Origin of the sequence: Paenibacillus sp. Soil787, assembly GCF_001429545.1 — a bacterium.
Classification (GTDB): domain Bacteria; phylum Bacillota; class Bacilli; order Paenibacillales; family NBRC-103111; genus Paenibacillus_E.
In genome coordinates, this window is sequence record NZ_LMSP01000001.1 from 26,833 (window position 1) to 45,209 (window position 18,377).

Below are 18,377 nucleotides of genomic sequence, written 5' to 3' on the forward strand. Positions count from 1 at the left end.
GAGGCGCACTCGGTAGTCTGGGTTTTATTATTTAAACAATATCAGCGAGGGCTTTGTCTACGAAAGAATATTTAAACGTAAAGCCATGCTCTAACAAAACGCGAGGGAGAACCTTCTGACCTTCGAGAAGTAGAGTAGATAACTCACCGAACATCACTTTTAAAATAAAAGCGGGAAGCGGGAATAGATTAGGTCTTCGCATCGCTTTCGCTAATGCCCGTCCAAACTCTTTATTCGTAACCGGATTCGGCGCTGTCGCATTAACAGGACCTTGAATTGCTTCGTTCTGAATGCAGAATTCGATAAGTCTCACCATATCAACGATGTGAATCCAAGAGAGCCATTGCTTGCCGCTGCCAATCGGACCGCCAATACCCAGTTTATAAGGCAAGGCCATTTTTGGGAATGCGCCTTCCTTGCCGTCTAGGACAAGGCCAACACGGACTTTTACAATTCGTGTTCCCTGTATCTGATCAGCCGCGCCTTCCCACTGCTCGACTACCCTTGATAAGAAATCAACAGGGCGGTGCGGACTTCGTTCGTCAAAGGATTCGGTTTCTGAGGTACCGTAAATGGACATTCCTGAAGCATTGACGACGACCTTGGGTTTCACTTCCATGTGTTCAACAAGCTGAGCCACTTGCTTAGCCGCCTTTAGTCTAGACCCAACGATTCGTTCTTTGGCCGCAGGTGTCCAACGCTGATTAATCGACTCGCCAGCCAAATTGACAATGGCATCCAGTCCTGCGAATACGCTCGAATCCGTGTTTAGTTGATCCCAAGTGACAGTACGTACATGATCTACAACAGCTCTGGGTGAACGTGAAATATTGATGACTTCATGACCTTGCTGCTGCAAATGAGATATCAATCGTGTGCCAATAAACCCGCTGCCACCGGTTACTGCTATTTTCATCCTGAAGCACCTCCTTTCTTTTATTATAGGCCCATTATGCAATGTTTTCCAACTGACGTTATTCTTCTCTTAACATTACTGTGTTATATTGGAAATAGGGAGGGATGCCAAATGTTTCGTTTTTTATTCCGGAAATCACCCAAACCAAGAAGCCGTGTAGGGAAATCCAAACCGAGCTTTCGAGCTTCAGATCTACCCCAAGGGCTTGGTTTGCTAGAAGGTATTCCATTAGAACGTATCGCTGCTAAGCTGAATAGCGCACTTCCACTTGATTATGTAGAAAGACTCCAATATCGCGTAAAAACTGGGAATCCTTCCATGTCCGATGACGAGTTTGCTTGTAAATGGTTTGAATTAAAACGATTTTTCCTGATGAATCTCATATTAAAAAGAACACCGATGTTTAGCAGCGAAATCGATGAGATTTGGCATGAGATGCTGATGTTTACGAGAGAATATCAACGGTTTGGGGATCAATTCGCTGGTGACGCTATTCATCATTCACCTGAACGTGAACCGAAGGAAATGCCAGGTGAACGTGCTTGGTTCGATTGGGTATATGCGCACCTGTTCGAGTTCACTCCAACGAGTTCGCGGTGTTGGAACGGATTTTTCCGCAATCCGTTGGATGAGGAGCGAACTGATTTGCTTCGCAAAGCGAATGAAGATGAAATCGCCGAGCAATGGTTCGATATGGAGCAGGCGAAGCGATATCCCGAAGTTGCAGAGACGATTCGAATCCTCATTAAGCAGGCGATTCATGAAGCTAGACAATCAGTGAGTAGCCGCAGGTTTGAGGATACAGGTTGGAAGGATTCACTAACAAATCCGAACAACATGGTGTACATGGCAGGAGCCATGATGTTCTTCTCCATTCAGGATAGTGATAACTTTACAAGCGGGATGAACTCTCAGTGGCCTGTGAATGAACCGAATAACTATAATAACAAGCATAGCAACTGTTCTTCATCGGGTTGTGGAGGTTCTGGTGGCAGTGGTGATAGCTCTGGAAATTCAGGCGGCGGCAGTAGCTGCAGCAGCGGGAGCAGCTGCAGCTCCGGCTCGGGCTCTTCTTGCTCGTCAGGATCGAGCTGCGGGTCTAGTTGCGGCAGCAGTTAAGGTAAGGCCTTGGAAGCAGTATTTCATCCGTGGAATCGCAGTCCCCGAAGAGGCCTCATGCGGGGGAAGCCGCGAAAGAGCACTGAGAGCACAACAGCCACAATRAACATTGAGMACACTGAGAACACTGAGAGCACATAGCCACAATGAACATTGAGCACACTGAGAGCACTGAGAGCACAACAGCCACAATGAACATTGAGCACACTGAGAACACTGAGAGAACAATAGCTACATTGAACATTGAGCACACAATAGACACGCTCTTTTGCACTCTCCGTCGGAGAGTGTTTTTGTTTGAGTATGGGAGGTGGCGGAGCCTACTCTTAAAATTAGCTTCACATATGAAAAGTGCAGCATTGCTCCTCCCAGTTTGACGGAACGGAGCTACCTTATTTTACTCAAAACCGCGTATTTCGTGGTTTCGCGGAATGAGGAGCCGCTATTCTCGCCTCAGAGGTATAAAAACATCAAAACGCCAAAATAGTGTCCCCACGTTCCGCATATGGGCCCAATATTGACAAAATAACCGAAATAGAGGCTCCTCGTTCCCCACGAGCCTCAGATCAGCAGCTTAGTACCGAAATTTTGAAACTACATTTACTACACCTGCAATAACAGAGCGCGTCCCATGGTCTATACAGGCAATCTGGACCTATCCCCATATAATGCACAATCCTGCTATATATATCCACATTATCCAACCCACAATGATAATTATGGGTTTCAAGCCCCCATCTTACCAAAGCAGCAATCTCGCCTTACACAGCCTGTTACTTGATGCAAAAAGTGCAGGTAATTTCTGCTCAAACTAGCCTTCGCTAGGCAGAAGCTGCAAAAACTACATCAAAATCTACAGTTTCAGGCTCAAAAGCCAGATTCGGTCTGAATTTGATGTACAAAATGCATGATTACTTGCCTAATGTGTCACTTTTAACAAATTTTGATGTACTTTTTACATCTTTGCTTCTGAGCGAGAACCAACCCCAACCCCAGCCATCCTGCCAAGAATCCGTAACCCCATGCGCACAGATTCGAAATTAGAACAAATTGGAGACACATATCGTCATTTTTCGTGTATAATTGGAATTCGGTGTCGATTTCTTTGACCTACGGTAAATTAAGCAGCGATAGGAGTCCTTTCAAATGAATCGGTTACGTGGTTTTCTAAGTTCTTATCATCCCATTGTACATACGTTAATTCTTGGAACCGTTATGGCTAGGGCTGCGTCCTCCATGAGTTTGCCTTTTCTCGCGATTTATTTATCCAGACATACGTCGATGAGTGCGGTGATGATTGGAATTATCATCGGAATGGGTTCCTTGGCAGGGACTGTAGGCGGTTTTATAGGGGGCACCTTATCGGACCGATTCGGAAGGCGAATTATTATGCTGGCTGCTCTTTTTGGCTGGGCATTCGTGTTCTTAGGCTTCGGCATGGTTAAATTACCAATCCTGTTTATGCTGCTAAATATGCTGAACGGCGTGTGCCGATCCTTTTATGAGCCTGTGTCGCAGGCGTTGATGGCCGACCTTACAGAACCTGCGAAGAGACTTAAAGTGTTTTCGATGCGATATATGGCAATCAATGTTGGTGTTGCTGTCGGACCACTTTTGGGTGCCTTTTTCGCTACGATGAACGGTGCGCTGCCTTTTCTCATTACAGGAACGATTTATTTAATTTATGCGGTCTCCCTTTACGCACTGCTCATCGCTTTTGGCATCAAGAAAATCGAAGGCGAGAAGAAATCTTCAATTACCTTTAGTTCTGCCTTGCGAGTGATTCGCAGTGATGTGACTTTTCGCTTGTATATCCTTGGCGGTATTATTGGAGCTATCGGTTACTCACAGGTGATGGTGACACTTTCGCAATATTTGGAGCATAACTTTGCAGACGGTGTGAAAATGTTTGCGATCTTAATGAGTGTGAATGCAATCGTAGTTATTGCCATGCAGATTCCGCTTACTCGTTGGGCAGAGAAGTACACGCCTCTTGCTGCAATAATAGTTGGAAACCTAATGTTTGCGTTAGGGGATGTTGGTTTTGCATTTTCCCACTCGCTGGTATGGCTTATTATTTCGATGGGTATTTTCACCTTTGGCGAGATCTTAAATTACCCTGCTGCTAATATGTTGATTGACAAATTAGCTCCCGGGCATATGCGTGGCACGTATTTTGGCGCTCAAACCTTAACGAACATAGGACACTTTATTGGACCTTGGTTAGGTGGGTTCTTGCTCGTTTCTTATGGTGGTAATACGTTATATGTTCTTATGGCTGTTCTTACGATTAGTGGATCCATTTTCTACTGGAGAGGCACAATTCGTCAAATAATGGTGAAAAATACGTCGAAAAAAGAAAATTTTTGAAAAATATTGCAAAATTAGTTCTTAGGAACTATTCGATTTCAAAACAAGTTCCCGTATCCTTGAAAGTGTAGATATTTATTAATCTTAGCTGCTCAGACATTTAATAAGACATCACGACAAAGGCAAAGTTGGCGAAAGCCAGTGACGCAAAGCTAAAGGGGCTTCCTTGTCCTGAAACCGGACTCGCAGCCAGCCAGCCGCCGAACGATTGGGAATCAACATCAGAACCCCTCCGATCGGTTCATTATGGTGGGGTTTTTCTCTCTGTCATAACAAATTTGCGTAAAAATAAAAGGAGGATCCAGCAGCATGCAATCTGAAGGAATACTACAAGAAGAACAAAAAGTGACTTCGTTATGTGGTAATCATGTTGCCCGTTTGGTGCCTTCCACGGATGGACCGAAGCTCATGATTAATCGGGAAGAGTACGCGTTAAATGAAGCTTGTTGGGATGTTGAAATGTTTCACGGGAGAAACAACAGCATCTTGATTTTCTACTGGAAAGGCGAAGTTAAGCTTTCTGTTAAAATGCCGCCGATGTCGCAAATTGAAGCATTTTTGACAAGGCTTTATCAATGTTTATCATCCAAATTAAGAACGGTACAGCCTATCTAGGCGTACCGTTTTTTTATTTTCAGCAGTAAGGGAATTGTAAAGACAAAATCATTGTCACAAATTGAAACTAGCTGATATGAATGTCAGAGATTTAATTAGTTCTTTGGAACTATTATTAGAGGGATACATAGCATGAGATTAATTACACGTTCGGATTTTGGTGGTTTAGTATGCGCTATGCTTTTCAAAAAGTTAAACATGGTGGATGAAATGAATTCGTCCATCCCAAAGATATGCAGGACGGTTTGGTCATCATGCAGCTAGTACTTGCCAAGTTGACTATGTGAACGCTGAGGAAGTTTTGAAGAAAATTGTTGAAACGATGAGAACAGATGGATAAAATGAATGAAACGGACCGCAGGATGGGGAGTTCCCGGAATGCGGTTTTTCATGAAATGGGGACAGGAGGGAATGGAGTGGAGTTAGCACAAATTCATCATGTGGCAATCATTAGCTCAAATTATGAGCGATCGAAACACTTCTATGTCAATTTACTTGGATTAACGATCATACACGAAACGTATCGTGCAGAACGTGACTCCTATAAATTGGATTTACGCATCGGGAAGACCGAACAGCAGATCGAGTTATTTTCATTTCCGAACCCTCCGCTGCGAGTTAACCAGCCTGAGGCAAGGGGCCTTAGGCATTTAGCTTTTGTCGTGCCGAATATGGATCAAAGTGTTAAAGAACTTGAGAGCAAGGGAATTGCGGTAGAACCGGTGCGGATTGATCCTATTACCGGTGACCAATATACATTTTTTGCAGATCCGGATGGGCTGCCCTTGGAGTTGGTGGAACATGCGAAATGATCGCCAAGAAAGGACAGAAGAGCCAAAGCTGCGGTTTGCCAAAGGCTGCTTATGGAGTATTCTTGTGTCCATTCCCTTATGGGCATTATTGATTTGGTTTTTGTTTATAAAATAAAATCCCTCACTTGCTTGATCTGACCGCTGCCTGCATGCAGTTAGGTCGGATGAGCCGTTGAGGGATTTTTATTATTTTACTTATCCGTGTGTCTGCGAGGTGGTAATGGTCCAAGATACTGGAACAAATTACACTCGATCCGTCCATTAAATAGCTTGCGCTTCTTATCCGCACGGCGGTTCATATAGTGCTCGAGCTGTGTGCTCGGGCTTAAGATGAACATGCTCCATGACGGCATTGGAGCTGTGAGTGCTCCGAGCTGGCGCAGCGCCACCTCGACATCTTGCGCTTCACCAAGCCGCTCTCCATAGGGAGGGTTGGTGATCAAGCAGCCGTAGTCACCGCGCGGGCGGGCTTTGGCTACTGGTTCTACAAGCAGCTTGAACTGCTTCGTCAAGCCGGCAGCCTTCGCAGCAGCCTCTGCCACTTCGATGGCAGAGGGATCGATGTCACTGCCGATGATGTTCAGCGGAACATCATCTTTAACTGCATCGAAGGCCTCGTCGCGAGCCTTGTCCCACAGCTTGCGCGGGATATTGCCCCACGCCTCGCTAGGGAAGCTGCGCCGCAGTCCTGGCGCGATGTTCCATCCGATCATAGCAGCCTCGATCGGGATCGTCCCAGACCCGCAGAACGGGTCGTAGAGCGGTCTATCGACCTTCCAGCGGCTGAGGAGGATCATCGCTGCCGCCATGGTTTCCTTAAGCGGCGCTTCGGTCACGAGCTTACGGTAGCCGCGCTTGTGCAGGCTGGCGCCGGTTGTGTCGATCGTCAGCGTCGCGATGTCGTTCAGGAGCGCGACTTCGATCACGTAGCGAGCCCCGTTCTCGGGGAACCACTCCGTTCCGTAACGGAGCTTTAGCTTCTCTACGACGGCTTTCTTCACGATTCCTTGGCAAGCGGGAACGCTAGATAATTGTGACTTATGGGAACGCCCTTCCACAGGGAATTCGGCATCGTTCGGAATCCAGTCCGGCCAAGCAAGCGCTTTGGTGCCTTCGAAAAGCTCATCGAAAGTAAGTGCCTTAAATTGGCCCATGTTTACCAAGATGCGATCGGCGGTTCTTAGCCAAAGATTGGCGCGGCAGATGGCCAACTCATCGCCAAGAAAACGGACACGCCCATTCTCGACGGTGGCTTCGTTGTAGCCAAGATCACGGATTTCGCGAGCAACGATGGCCTCAAGTCCCATTGGGCAAGTTGCGATTAATTCAATTTGTTGTGGCATGTTTAGATTCCTTCCATCCGGGTTGTGCATCGCTCATAAAACTCATACAATTAACAAGTATAGGACAAATAGGTTACACTTACAAACGGAACACGCAAAGTGAATGCTTTGATGCTTTTCTAAGGAGGAAAAAACATGGAAACCATAACAGCCGAGAGCTATATGGAGGGTTTATACGAAGAAGATACAGTTCTAGAGCGAGTGAAGGAAGTCATACGCACCCAGAATATGCCCGAAATATCGATTGCACCTGGATACGGCAGATTGCTAACAATGCTGGTCAAGATGATTGGCGCGACGAAGGTGTTGGAAATAGGAGCTTTGGGTGGTTATAGCGGTATTTGTTTGGCGAGAGGCTTGAAAGAGGGCGGCAAGCTTATTTCGCTCGAGTTAAAACAAGAATTTGCTGATGTAGCCAAGCAAAATCTGACCGATGCGGGCCTTGGCAAGCTCGTTGAGTACCGGATTGGCGAAGCACTCAATCACCTGAATGAGCTTCTTGAGCAGGGAGAACGATTTGATTTCTTTTTTATCGATGCGGATAAAGTGAATTATCCGAATTATTTGGAGCTCGCAATCAAGTTGGCGAATCCTGGCGCCATTATTGCGGGGGACAACACGCTGATGCGAGGAAAAGTCGTCGACACGAACCAAACCAAAGCCGCGGTCCAAGCGATGCGTACTTTCAACCAGCTGGTCGCTACTGATCCGCGTTTGGAAAGCACCATCCTGCCAGCTTATGATGGCTTGGCTTTAGCACGAGTGAAGTAGTGCTGAGACTGTCGATTCATTCATTAGCCACTCCATCAGAAGAAAAATGGTAGGCATAAATTCGATTTTCGTTTCTTTCAGCAGCTTCGTGAGGTAGAAGGGCTATCGCGGTTTACCAATATTGTATCTTTTAATATTTTTACAACAATTCACGTGACAAGTTTTTTAGCGGAACATAGGAGCCTTATTTTGTGCAAAAACGCGTATTTCACGTTTTCGCAGAACGAGGAGCCTCTATTTCCCGCTTTCGAGGTGTAAAAAACGGAAAAACGTCAAAATTTCCGCGTACCGGTCTGGAATCGGCATAATCACCGAAATAGCGGCTCCTCGTTCCCTATGATCCGCAGATTAGCAGCTTAAATGTCCGAAGTCACTCCGCAGAGTTGAATTCGACCAGCTGTTTATCAGTATTTAAACAGAATACTATTTTACCTGCCCTCGCACCAAACTTTTCACTATAAGCTCCAATAACAGAGCACGTCACATGGTTTAGGCGGGTCAAACAATTAAGGTTCACCCACAAGTGAACCTATCCTTGATTATCTACCTGCCCTCGCACTCAACTTTTATACGAAAATAACAAACGTGAGCACATTATTTTCATTCTTGTGGTGGCATCGTAGACGTCATGATTGTTTTTACAACATCATCAACCGCGAATATGGATTCATGCACCCAGCAACATCAGTTGAAAAAGTTCAACTTGGTTGTATCTCAATAAAGTGGACGCACGGCATATAGTCACTACAACTTCCTCTTTGCACGAAAAAACGCTCTAAGCTATCAATAGCTTAGAGCGTTTTTTCATTGCTCAAGATGCTTTTTGATCAGATATATGGAAGTCAGACTCGCTTAATTTGCCAGGAGTAATTGGTTTGATTTGCGTTAACGGCGGCACCGGTTGTGATGTGGCAGTAGGGTGAGTGACTTCTTGCTTCTTGAAAGAAATAGCACTGATGCCGTTCCAATAAATAAATAATAATTCTGCACATACGACGATCAAAACAATTTTACGCCAGTTCAGGCTCATGGATGGCATCCTCACTTTCAATGATACGCCTATATTACCATATAGTGGAAGAAATTCCCATGATTAAATTTGCCTGTTTTTTCCTAATCCTTCATTTGTGAACCAGACCTGTAGTAATCTCTAGCTCGTACCTATGACTTTCCGGCATTTGCGCGGTGTAAGCTAAACGAACAGCATGTTCAATATCATAAGGAACACGTACGAATTGAATCGCAAACCCAGCTTGCACATTACTTTCGGTTTCCCCCTCCAAAACGCAGTAGCAAGCTTGCGGAATGCCGTCATACGGCGTTCCCACACTTCCAACATTGAAGAGCATCAGACCGCTGCTCGCGTGCTTCACAGAGCGTTTCTCTGATGGGTTTTTGATCGTTATAAGATAGGGAATATGAATGTCTCCATAGCCGACAATATCGGGCTGTTTTCCATCTGTCGGCACACCTGTCATCTCGGTATTTTGAAACATGGCGAGGCGTTCTTCCTTGGAGGCTTTACGTTTCACTCTATGATAAACACTTTGCGCAGAAGCGTGGAAGAGTCGGAACAATTTGCCGCTTACATCTAAATCAACGGAAAAAGGCAGCTGTTTCAGATAAGCAAGCCTATCCTCACCAAGCTGCTGCTGATGCCACAAACCGGAAGGCTGCTCCTGCGGAAGGGTAATCCCCAGATCCCAGTTTCCTTGTACAACGGATTCACATACCTCATTGATACGGTCAACGACAGCAGCGGAATCGGGCCCTTTACCCACAAGGTCGCCCAAACAAATAATTCGTTTAATTCCTCGGCGTTCAATATCTAAAAGCACAGCTTCCAGTGCGGGTAAATTACCATGAATATCCGATATGATTGCGATTTTCTCCAACGTATTCGTTCCCTTTCTATGATAAACTCGAATGTGCTTAGCTATGCTTCTGTTATACCACAAGGCTTATGAATCTGAAAATGAGAGTCTCTTACTATTACCCAAGGTGGGATTCTTCTGCTATAATTTGTAGGGGGAAAGGGGAATGTTTTGATTGGAATCCAGACAAGATCGTCACCGTAAACCGAAAAAAGAACGCTCTACGAACAAGAAGACCCCGCTCAAAGTAATTGGGGGACTTACGCTTGCCGCAGCAGCTTGTTTTGTTATTGGCATAGGCGCTTCCTATTGGACATCGAACAGTAAATCCGCAGTTCAGCAAGATTCAGCATCATCACCTGGTGCAAGCGTTACACCTGTGCCAACCAAACCAACGAACACAGCGAATACACCGAGTGCGGAGCCAAACGCAAAGTCTAGCCCAGAGTCTACGGCAAAAGCCGTTATCCCGACTCCTGCTCCTGCCGCATCGAGTGAGCCCACGAGCAGTGGCGGGCAAGTGAAGTTAACTTTTGTGGGTGATGTATTGATGGCCTCCAAAGTGGAAGATATTTTAAAACAAAAAGGCTATGATTACCCTTATACGAATGTAAAAGACTTTCTGAGCAAGCCCGATTTTACGATTGCTAATCTAGAAACACCCATAACGACAAGAGGTACAGTTCAAAATAAGGATTACGTCTATCGTTCTTCGCCGATGGCGTTGCCTGCCCTAAAAGCTTCCGGAATTGATCTCGTTAATCTAGCAAATAACCATGTAATGGATTATGGTACAGAAGGTTTACTGGATACAATGGATGCCCTTGATCAAGAGGGCGTTAAGCGAGTTGGAGCAGGTAAGGATTTGGAAGAAGCTTACCGACCTGTCATTGTGGAAAAAGATGGTGTGAAGATTGCCTTCTTCGGCTTCAGCCGTGTCGTTCCAGAGGCTTCATGGAAAGCAGGTCCTGGCCATGCCGGCGTAGCTGAAACCTATAATTACAAGCTCCCGGTAGAAGCCATTGAGAAAGCAAAAGAAAGCGCTGATCTTGTTGTAGTCGTTACCCATTGGGGAGTGGAAAGAAGCGATAATCCAGATAAGAATCAGAAAGACCTGGCTCATCGTTACATCGATGCTGGCGCTGATCTTATCGTGGGCGGCCATCCGCATGTCTTACAAGGCTTTGAGCAATATAAAGGCAAATGGATTGCTTATAGTCTAGGTAATTTCATTTTTACAACCAATGATACCCCGAAGACTTGGGAAACAGTTATTTTAGAGGCCGCATGTTCCAAAGACAAACAATGCGATATCCACCTTGTGCCAATTTTGACCAAAGCAGCACTGCCGACTCCGATGAGTACGGATGATGGCGCAAAGCTCTTTCAGCGTTTGAGTAAAATCTCGATAGGCGCTCAAGTGGACGCGCAAGGAAATGTTAGTAAGAAATAAGATGAGGAGCAATCAACATGACAGAAGCTGTTCGCAATATTTACTGTGTAGGTCGCAACTACCGGGCACATGCCGCTGAACTGGGGAATGATGTTCCCGATCAACCCATGATTTTTACCAAGCCGACACATGCACTCGCCCCAATGAATGGGGGAGAATTGGCGCTTCCCGGTGATCAAGGTGAGATTCACTATGAAGCCGAGCTTGTTCTACATATCGCTAAGCCTTATACAGAAGGCATCCAAGTGGATGAGATTGTCGATAAGTATGCACTCGGTATTGACTTTACACTTCGGGATGTTCAAAACGTCATTAAGAAGAAGGGTCAGCCGTGGCTGCCTGCCAAAGGATTTCTGAATTCAGCGCCAATCAGTACATTCCGACCATTCCCAGGAGCTTCGAAGCTGTCGGAAACGAACTTCCAGCTTCGCCAGAATGGACAGGTTGTTCAGAACGGCAACATTAGCAATATGATCTTCAATCTTCAAACCATCATTGATTACATTGCCAAGCATTATGGTTTAGGTGCTGGCGATATCATCTATACGGGTACTCCTGAAGGGGTAGGTCCTGTGCATCAAGGTGATCGCATGGAGCTGTTATGGGGAGAAGAAGTATTTGGAGCAGTTACGATTAACATGTAACAAATTTAAGGGCAGTCTCTTAAGGTCATTAATGACCTGAGAGAACTGCCCTTTATTTTTCTTTGATCAAACTTCGGTTGAATCCTCTAAAGCAGCGTCTGAATATTCATCACGAACTCGAAGGATGGCCTGCAATTGTTGGAAAAATACATCAACCACTTTGGGGTCAAAATGTTCGCCTTGCTCCTCTTTAAACAAATTCAAGATCCGATCGAGCTCCCAAGCTTTTTTGTAAACACGCTCACTGCCGAGTGCATCGAATACGTCAGCAATCGCTGTAATTCGGCCATAGATGTGAATCTCTTCGCCTTTGATTCCGCGTGGGTATCCGCGCCCGTTCCATTTCTCATGATGCTCATAAGCAACAATAGCAGCCGTCTTCAGAATATGGCGATTGGAGTTCTTGAGCAAGTTATAACCAATACATGTATGGTTCTGCATCAATTTGAATTCATCATCCGTTAATTTCCCAGGTTTGTTTAAGACACTATCAGGGATAGCCACCTTACCGATATCATGCATAGGCGAAGCCATTTTCAACAATTCAGCTTCTTCTTGACTCATACCTAATCCTAAGGCTAGGAGATAAGAATATTCCGCTACACGCTTCACGTGATTTCCTGTCTCTTTGGACCTGTTCTCACCAATTGCCCCCATTCGGAAAATAATTTCTTTCTGCGTTTCCTCGATCTCGTTCGTAAGCAAAGCAGATTCTAATGACTTACCCGCGTAGGAGGAAGCTAACGTTAAATATTCCATGTCTTTATCTGAAAATTGTTCGCTTGCCGTCAGCTTATTAATGGCTTGGTAAGCCCCCATAATTTCACCTTGGCTGTTCCGGAACGGAATAACCATGAGAGCTTTGGTACGGTAACCTGTTATTTGGTCTGTTCGAAGAGCTCCATTCAGGAGATAGGACTTATACTCTTCATTCGTATATGCATCATGTATAAAAACGGCTTTATCATTCGTTACAGCATAGCCGACAAGGCCAGCCGTACTAGGAATTCGAATTTCGTCGAGACCGTGAGCTACTTTGGAGCATAACTCATTTTTGTTCGAATCAAGCAACCAAACTGTACAACGATCAGAGACAATCATCTCTCGTCCCATATCGGCCATCAGCATAAGTACATTGTCTAGGATTCGTTCGTTCGCAATTTTGGCTGCATAGTTAAAAATGACACGCAGCATTTCCTGAGGATCCAGGTCTCTTTTTAACTGGGGTGTTGTATTGAATTGATCGTTCTCCATATCAGCCTCCTAACATTCACCGAATTTAGTTTATCATAAATTTCATAGAAATTGGTTATATCAACTCGAGTTAACCGAAATTTTAGATGAATTTGTCGATAGATATGGAAAGGATCGTAAACATGATGCCTCGAATACGACTATGATACAATTAGAGTAATTTTTAAACGGTCTATAAAGGAATGGAAGAGAATGGGAGTGCTGCTTGTGGAGTGGATTTGGGGTTTAGCAGGAAGCTTGATTATCGCAGGTGCGGCTTATTGGAAGAGATCCTTATCCTTATCGGGCTTGGCAGCTGCTGTGCTGCTCGGTACATCGATGTATGCACTGGGAAGCTTAGCTTGGTTTGGGACACTTATCGCCTTCTTCGTATCTTCTACCTTATTGTCAAAACTCAAGCATCAACGTAAATCCGCAGCAGAAAGCGGTTATGCCAAAGGTGGAAGACGCGATGCCGGACAAGTTGCTGCGAATGGCGGTCTTGGTTTATTGCTATGTCTAGGGAATGCAGTTTGGCCCGATCCAACTTGGTGGATTGTATTTGTTGGGGTTATGGCAACAGTCAATGCGGACACTTGGGCTACGGAAATAGGCGGAATGAGTAAGTCTACACCGCGTTCAATCATTAGCGGCAAGCATGTCCCAGCTGGCACATCGGGCGGTATAACGGGATTGGGACTGCTGGCTTCATTGCTGGGAGGAGCATTCATTGGTTTGGTTAGTGGATGGTTCAGTCAAATAGGCGAGTCCGGATATGAGACAGGGATACTTGCAGCACTAATCATACTGGGTGCATTATCAGGTTTGATTGGTTCTTTGGCTGATTCTTGGCTTGGGGCGACGTTTCAAGTGATGTATCGGTGTAACGTTTGCGGGAAAACCATCGAGAAACAGTTTCATTGCAACCAGAAAGCCGCACAAATTCGCGGTATGAGTTGGATGACAAATGATAGGGTCAATGCAGTATCCTCGTTAGTCGGAGGCATTATGTGTTTAGTAATAAGTATTTTGATATTTTAAAATAACTACAAAGCAACCCTACTGCAATCTGTGCAGCAGGGTTGTTTTTGTATGCTTAATGAACCGTTGAACCACTGGGTTCCGTTTGATCTTTATCATGCGCCGGTTGCGGGGGAGTTGAGGGAAACAAGGCATCCTGAAGCTGCTTTTCCAACTGGCGAACTTTGCGCTGCAGCTTGTACTGGCGTACCATTCCGAAGAGGCCAACAATCAGCCCGCCTAACAAGGTTGATGTTAAAATGACAAGGATCAAGGGTGTGGATGTTTGAGCAAACATGAAATTGACTTGAACCGGTTCGACATTAATGACGGCAAAAACAGCCGTTATGAGAGCGAATACTAAAGCAGATATGAGAATCCACTGCATCTTCATCCATCATTCATCCTTTCACCCCAAATAAACGGCTACGCCGTCCTTAGAAATATAGCCGACTTATCATGTGAAACTTATAAATTCTTATATGTTGAGAAAAGGTTGAAGGCGCACGCCCTCAACCTCTTTCAGAACAATTACTTCGTTAACTCTTCCATTTGATCAAGCAGGGAGCTGAAGACACTCATCGCTTGCTTGATTGGTTCCGGTGTGGACATGTCTACACCGGCTTTTTTCAAGATGTTCAGTGAGTAGTCGCTGCCGCCGCTTTTTAAGAAGCCCAAGTAACGGTCTACGGCCGGCTGGCCTTCATCGAGAATCTGTTTCGCGAAGCTGGTTGCTGCCGAGAAGCCAGTTGCGTATTTGTACACATAGAAGCTGTTGTAGAAGTGAGGAATTCGAGCCCATTCCATCTCGATATCCTGATCCACGACCATGGCATTCCCATGGTACAGCTTATTCAAGCCATAGTAGATTTCGCTAAATTCCTGTGGTGTCAGAGAATCCCCATTTTCTGATCTCTCATGCGTAATCATTTCGAATTCAGCAAACATCGTCTGACGGAATACCGTTGTTCTGAACTGATCCGCGTAGTAAGTAAGCAAGTAAAGCTTTTCTTTCGGATCGGTTACACGTTTCAATAAGTAGTCCATGAGCAGTGCCTCATTAAGCGTAGAAGCGACTTCCGCAAGGAAAATCGTATACTGCGCGTAGCGGTACTCTTGGTTCTCATCAGACAAATACGAATGAATGGCGTGACCCATTTCGTGTGTCAATGTGAACATGCTGTTCAGGTTTTCCTTATGATTCAGAAGCACGTAAGGATGTGTGCCATAGGCACCCCAGCTGTAAGCGCCGTTTCGCTTATTTTTGTTTTCATATACATCGATCCAGTGGTTATCAAAGCCGTCTTGAAGAATTTTTAAGTAGTTTTCGCCGAGTGGCGCTAAGCTTTTCTTAATTTCTTCCTTGGCTTGCTGGTAGGTGATGTCCATCTTGAACTCTTCAACCAGCGGGGCAAAAAGGTCGTACATATGTAATTCATCGACTTTAAGCAGCTTCTTGCGGAGCTTCAGATAACGCTGCAGCTGCGGCAAAGAATCGTGAATCGTGGAAATTAAGTTCGTATACACTTCTTTCTTAATATTGTCCCCAAACAGGGTGGATTCAAGAACGGAAGGGTACTTACGAGCTTTGGCATAAAAGATATTTTTATTAATATTCGCGCTAAGCGTTGCGCCAATTGTATTCTTATTGTTGCGATAAGTTTCGTAGACAGCATGGAAGGCGTTTTTTCGAACTTCGGCATTGCGGTTCTCTAGGAATTGAATGTAACTTCCATGAGTAAGTTCGACTTCTTCGCCTTTTTCGTTCTTAATTTTCGGGAATTTCAAATCGGCATTGTTCAGCATACCGAAAATGGTGCTTGGCGCTCCGGCCATGTTACCCGCTTGAGCAAGCAGGGCTTCCTGATCCTTGGATAGCGTATGCGGCTTCTGGCGAATCATTTCTTCGAGAGTGTCCTTATAGAAAGATAATGAAGGATCGTTCACCAGCTGCTGAAGCTTTTCATCCGATAAACTGAGAATTTCCGGTGAAATAAAGGAGAGCGCTTCTCCTACTTCGACACTAATTTTTTTTGCTTTATCCGATAAGGCCTGGTAGGTTGGTTCTGCTGTATCTTCATGATGTTTCATGTTGGCATACACATACAGTCTTTCTGTTTTCACAGAGACTTCATCTTCCAACTGGAAACACTGCTTTACCGTAGCGGAATCGCTGAGTTTTCCTTGGAAGGCGCTGATTTTGCCAAGCGAGTTTTTCACATTCTGAAATTCCTGTTCCCAAGCCTTCTGATCGGCGAATAAATCCTCCAGATTCCATCGGTGCTCGGCCGGTACTTGCTTGCGATCCAATATTTGAGTCATCGGAGCCCTCCTGTCCTTGTTTTGAGATTGGGGTAATCGGTTATCCTTGGCATGTAATTCAGCTGCTGGGATCGAGCTTAGAAGTAGTCCCATAGCCGCAGTCACATAGATCCAGCGCATTACGGTCACGCTCCCGGCGTATTCCCACAAGGGATGATCTTGATAAAATCCCATAACATGGTTTTCACCTAGTATGACCGTTAACCTATTCATTTATGATTATATGAAAAAGCTGGAAGGAAGTAAATTTACTTTCCGGCTCCAAAGAAACTAATTAAGATTAGTACAAACGATAACGAGACCATGACAATCGCCAGCAAGGCTAGGTATCGTTTCATTTGTGCCGGAAGGCTGTCTTTTTTCATAATCAAAATGATGGCTAGGCAGAAGGATACGAGTACAAATGTGATGATAGATCCGGAATCGGCCATTGTTTGAATCATCCTTATCCCTATAGAGTATGACACTTGCTAACTAACGCATGTTAGTAACTTTCGCTGTGCAAATCAAAACTCCTTTTTCAGCCGGCATGCTGCATCGTTTCATCCGGATTTTCATCATCCTCCGCTTTGACCAGGATGAACTTGCCGCGAGAATCCATTTTGACAGTAAACCGATCTTCAGCAGCAATCTGTGCTTCCTCACTTAATTCTTTAGGAAGTGTAAGCTGACCGCTGTCTCCAACTTCGACCTGGTAGCCAATCATTTTCGACCATTTACCGGCTGCAAGCACAACCACAGTGAGTAAGCCAATGAATAACCATTTGCCAAGTGGATTTGAGCTGAAAATAGGGGCAAGGAACTTCTCGCCAGTAATCATCTTTCCAGCGGTTAATACGAGCACACCTGCACCGATATATAGGATTGACGGATATTTCTCAATCCATCGGATGAACAGTGTACTGCCCCAAACTACAATTGGCACACTTACCAGAAGCCCGATAATGACAAGTATGAAGTTACCGTGAGCAGCACCTGCTACAGCGATGACATTATCGAGACCCATCACGGCATCAGCCACAATAATCGTTCGAATGGCAGCCCAGATGCCGTCTTTGGCTTTAATATCTCCGTGATTCTTCTTTTCACTTAGCAGTTTATACGAAATCCAGAGGAGAAGAATACCGCCGGCCAGTAGAAGACCAGGAATTTTCAGAAGGGTAACGACAGCCATTGTTGCAAGAGCACGAATGAAGATGGCGCCTATCGTACCCAAGAGGATGACTTGTTTTTGTGTTTCTTTTTTCAAATTACGAGCAGCCATACCGATAACGATAGCGTTATCTCCCGCAAGCACCAAATCAATAAGAATAATGCTGAGCAGTGAGACGAAGAAACCTGTTGATAACCAATCCATGAGCGAACACTCCCTTTAGCGTATTTTTTGAAAAAAATAGAGCCTAGCACCGGTGACCGGTGAAGGCTCTAATTCATCAAAAAAGACCTTCACCAATAAACATGGCAAAGGTCTTGCTAACAACGTTGTCGTTGCCAATAAAGCCGGGACCTGATGAGGATCCGAATTGACGACTTTACTGTATCAGCTACTCCCCTTTGGAGTGATACGTATGAACTTATAACTTAATTATAAGAAGGGTGGATGTGAAAGTCAAGGCATTTGGACCAAAGAATTAAACTTGTTTGAAAGCATCCATGATGGCTTGCCATTCTTCATCTGTACCTTCAAATTTGTCTTTGGCAAACCGCTCGTTAGCCCAGTGTAACATAGCTGGCCGGCCGATGAAGGTGTGGCACTCTTCGCCCCATTGATCGGTTATTTCGGTCAGAACGATTTTGCTTCCTTGTACCTCGACATTCAGCATATTCCATTTATCTTTTTTGTAAATAACGTGTTTCTTAAAAGGTTGATTTGACACTTGTTTTC

18 protein-coding genes and 1 riboswitch are annotated in these 18,377 nt (G+C 45.0%); of the genes, 8 read left to right on the forward strand and 10 right to left on the reverse strand.

All coding sequences use genetic code 11. From position 1 onward, the window contains the following. Positions 1–31: 31 nt before the first annotated feature. Positions 32–916 (reverse strand): TIGR01777 family oxidoreductase, encoded by an 885-nt coding sequence (locus ASG93_RS00165; protein WP_056827636.1) that lies wholly within the window; start codon positions 914–916, stop codon positions 32–34. 111 nt (positions 917–1,027) lie between these two features. On the opposite strand from ASG93_RS00165, the gene ASG93_RS00170 reads away from it, so the two are divergent. The 4 genes from ASG93_RS00170 (at position 1,028) to ASG93_RS00185 (ending at position 5,832) form a co-directional block, all read left to right on the forward strand. Beyond that, positions 1,028–2,035 carry a hypothetical protein gene (locus tag ASG93_RS00170; RefSeq protein WP_056827637.1) on the forward strand — a complete coding sequence of 336 codons (1,008 nt, stop codon included), beginning with the start codon at positions 1,028–1,030 and terminating at the stop codon, positions 2,033–2,035. A gap of 1,146 nt (positions 2,036–3,181) precedes the next feature. After that, positions 3,182–4,405 (forward strand): MDR family MFS transporter, encoded by a 1,224-nt coding sequence (locus tag ASG93_RS00175; protein ID WP_056827639.1) that lies wholly within the window; start codon positions 3,182–3,184, stop codon positions 4,403–4,405. A gap of 111 nt (positions 4,406–4,516) precedes the next feature. Then, a riboswitch (cyclic di-GMP riboswitch) is annotated at positions 4,517–4,610 on the forward strand. A 104-nt stretch (positions 4,611–4,714) separates the two neighbouring features. Further along, positions 4,715–5,020 (forward strand): hypothetical protein, encoded by a 306-nt coding sequence (locus ASG93_RS00180; protein WP_056827641.1) that lies wholly within the window; start codon positions 4,715–4,717, stop codon positions 5,018–5,020. A gap of 416 nt (positions 5,021–5,436) precedes the next feature. Then, the gene (locus tag ASG93_RS00185; protein WP_056829232.1) at positions 5,437–5,832 is read left to right on the forward strand and encodes a VOC family protein; all 396 of its coding nucleotides are present in this window, start codon (positions 5,437–5,439) and stop codon (positions 5,830–5,832) included. A 191-nt stretch (positions 5,833–6,023) separates the two neighbouring features. Here ASG93_RS00185 and ASG93_RS00190 read toward each other — a convergent pair whose 3' ends face one another. Beyond that, a complete protein-coding gene (locus ASG93_RS00190; protein WP_056827643.1) occupies positions 6,024–7,175 on the reverse strand; it encodes a THUMP domain-containing class I SAM-dependent RNA methyltransferase in 1,152 nt (383 codons plus the stop codon). Between the two features lie 135 nt (positions 7,176–7,310). On the opposite strand from ASG93_RS00190, the gene ASG93_RS00195 reads away from it, so the two are divergent. Further along, positions 7,311–7,946 (forward strand): O-methyltransferase, encoded by a 636-nt coding sequence (locus ASG93_RS00195; protein ID WP_056827645.1) that lies wholly within the window; start codon positions 7,311–7,313, stop codon positions 7,944–7,946. Positions 7,947–8,757: 811 nt separating this feature from the next. Here ASG93_RS00195 and ASG93_RS00200 read toward each other — a convergent pair. Together ASG93_RS00200 and ASG93_RS00205 are read right to left on the reverse strand one after the other, a co-directional pair. Next, entirely contained in the window at positions 8,758–8,976 is a 219-nt protein-coding gene (locus ASG93_RS00200) for a hypothetical protein (RefSeq protein WP_056827647.1), read from the reverse strand. Positions 8,977–9,067: 91 nt separating this feature from the next. Next, on the reverse strand, positions 9,068–9,841 hold the full coding sequence (locus ASG93_RS00205) for a metallophosphoesterase family protein (RefSeq protein ID WP_056827649.1): 774 nt from the start codon (positions 9,839–9,841) through the stop codon (positions 9,068–9,070). Positions 9,842–9,995: 154 nt separating this feature from the next. On the opposite strand from ASG93_RS00205, the gene ASG93_RS00210 reads away from it, so the two are divergent. Continuing rightward, complete coding sequence (locus tag ASG93_RS00210) at positions 9,996–11,273, forward strand: CapA family protein (protein WP_056827651.1); 1,278 nt, start codon at positions 9,996–9,998, stop codon at positions 11,271–11,273. Positions 11,274–11,290: 17 nt separating this feature from the next. After that, positions 11,291–11,917, forward strand: a complete 627-nt coding sequence (locus tag ASG93_RS00215; RefSeq protein WP_056827653.1) for a fumarylacetoacetate hydrolase family protein — start codon at positions 11,291–11,293, stop codon at positions 11,915–11,917. A gap of 66 nt (positions 11,918–11,983) precedes the next feature. Here the strand turns inward: ASG93_RS00215 and ASG93_RS00220 are convergent, their stop codons facing one another. Next, the gene (locus ASG93_RS00220) at positions 11,984–13,171 is read right to left on the reverse strand and encodes an HD domain-containing phosphohydrolase (protein ID WP_056827655.1); all 1,188 of its coding nucleotides are present in this window, start codon (positions 13,169–13,171) and stop codon (positions 11,984–11,986) included. 192 nt (positions 13,172–13,363) lie between these two features. On the opposite strand from ASG93_RS00220, the gene ASG93_RS00225 reads away from it, so the two are divergent. Further along, complete coding sequence (locus ASG93_RS00225; protein ID WP_056827657.1) at positions 13,364–14,191, forward strand: DUF92 domain-containing protein; 828 nt, start codon at positions 13,364–13,366, stop codon at positions 14,189–14,191. 55 nt (positions 14,192–14,246) lie between these two features. Here the strand turns inward: ASG93_RS00225 and ASG93_RS00230 are convergent, their stop codons facing one another. From ASG93_RS00230 to ASG93_RS00250, 5 genes are all read right to left on the reverse strand, one after another. Then, on the reverse strand, positions 14,247–14,564 hold the full coding sequence (locus ASG93_RS00230; protein ID WP_082614624.1) for a lipopolysaccharide assembly LapA domain-containing protein: 318 nt from the start codon (positions 14,562–14,564) through the stop codon (positions 14,247–14,249). Positions 14,565–14,701: 137 nt separating this feature from the next. After that, a complete protein-coding gene (gene pepF / locus ASG93_RS00235; RefSeq protein WP_056827659.1) occupies positions 14,702–16,492 on the reverse strand; it encodes an oligoendopeptidase F in 1,791 nt (596 codons plus the stop codon). A gap of 248 nt (positions 16,493–16,740) precedes the next feature. Then, a complete protein-coding gene (locus ASG93_RS00240) occupies positions 16,741–16,923 on the reverse strand; it encodes a hypothetical protein (protein WP_056827661.1) in 183 nt (60 codons plus the stop codon). Between the two features lie 89 nt (positions 16,924–17,012). Continuing rightward, on the reverse strand, positions 17,013–17,849 hold the full coding sequence (locus tag ASG93_RS00245; RefSeq protein WP_056827663.1) for a TerC family protein: 837 nt from the start codon (positions 17,847–17,849) through the stop codon (positions 17,013–17,015). Positions 17,850–18,123: 274 nt separating this feature from the next. Next, positions 18,124–18,315, reverse strand: a complete 192-nt coding sequence (locus ASG93_RS00250; protein ID WP_056829234.1) for a hypothetical protein — start codon at positions 18,313–18,315, stop codon at positions 18,124–18,126. Positions 18,316–18,377 lie beyond the last annotated feature (62 nt).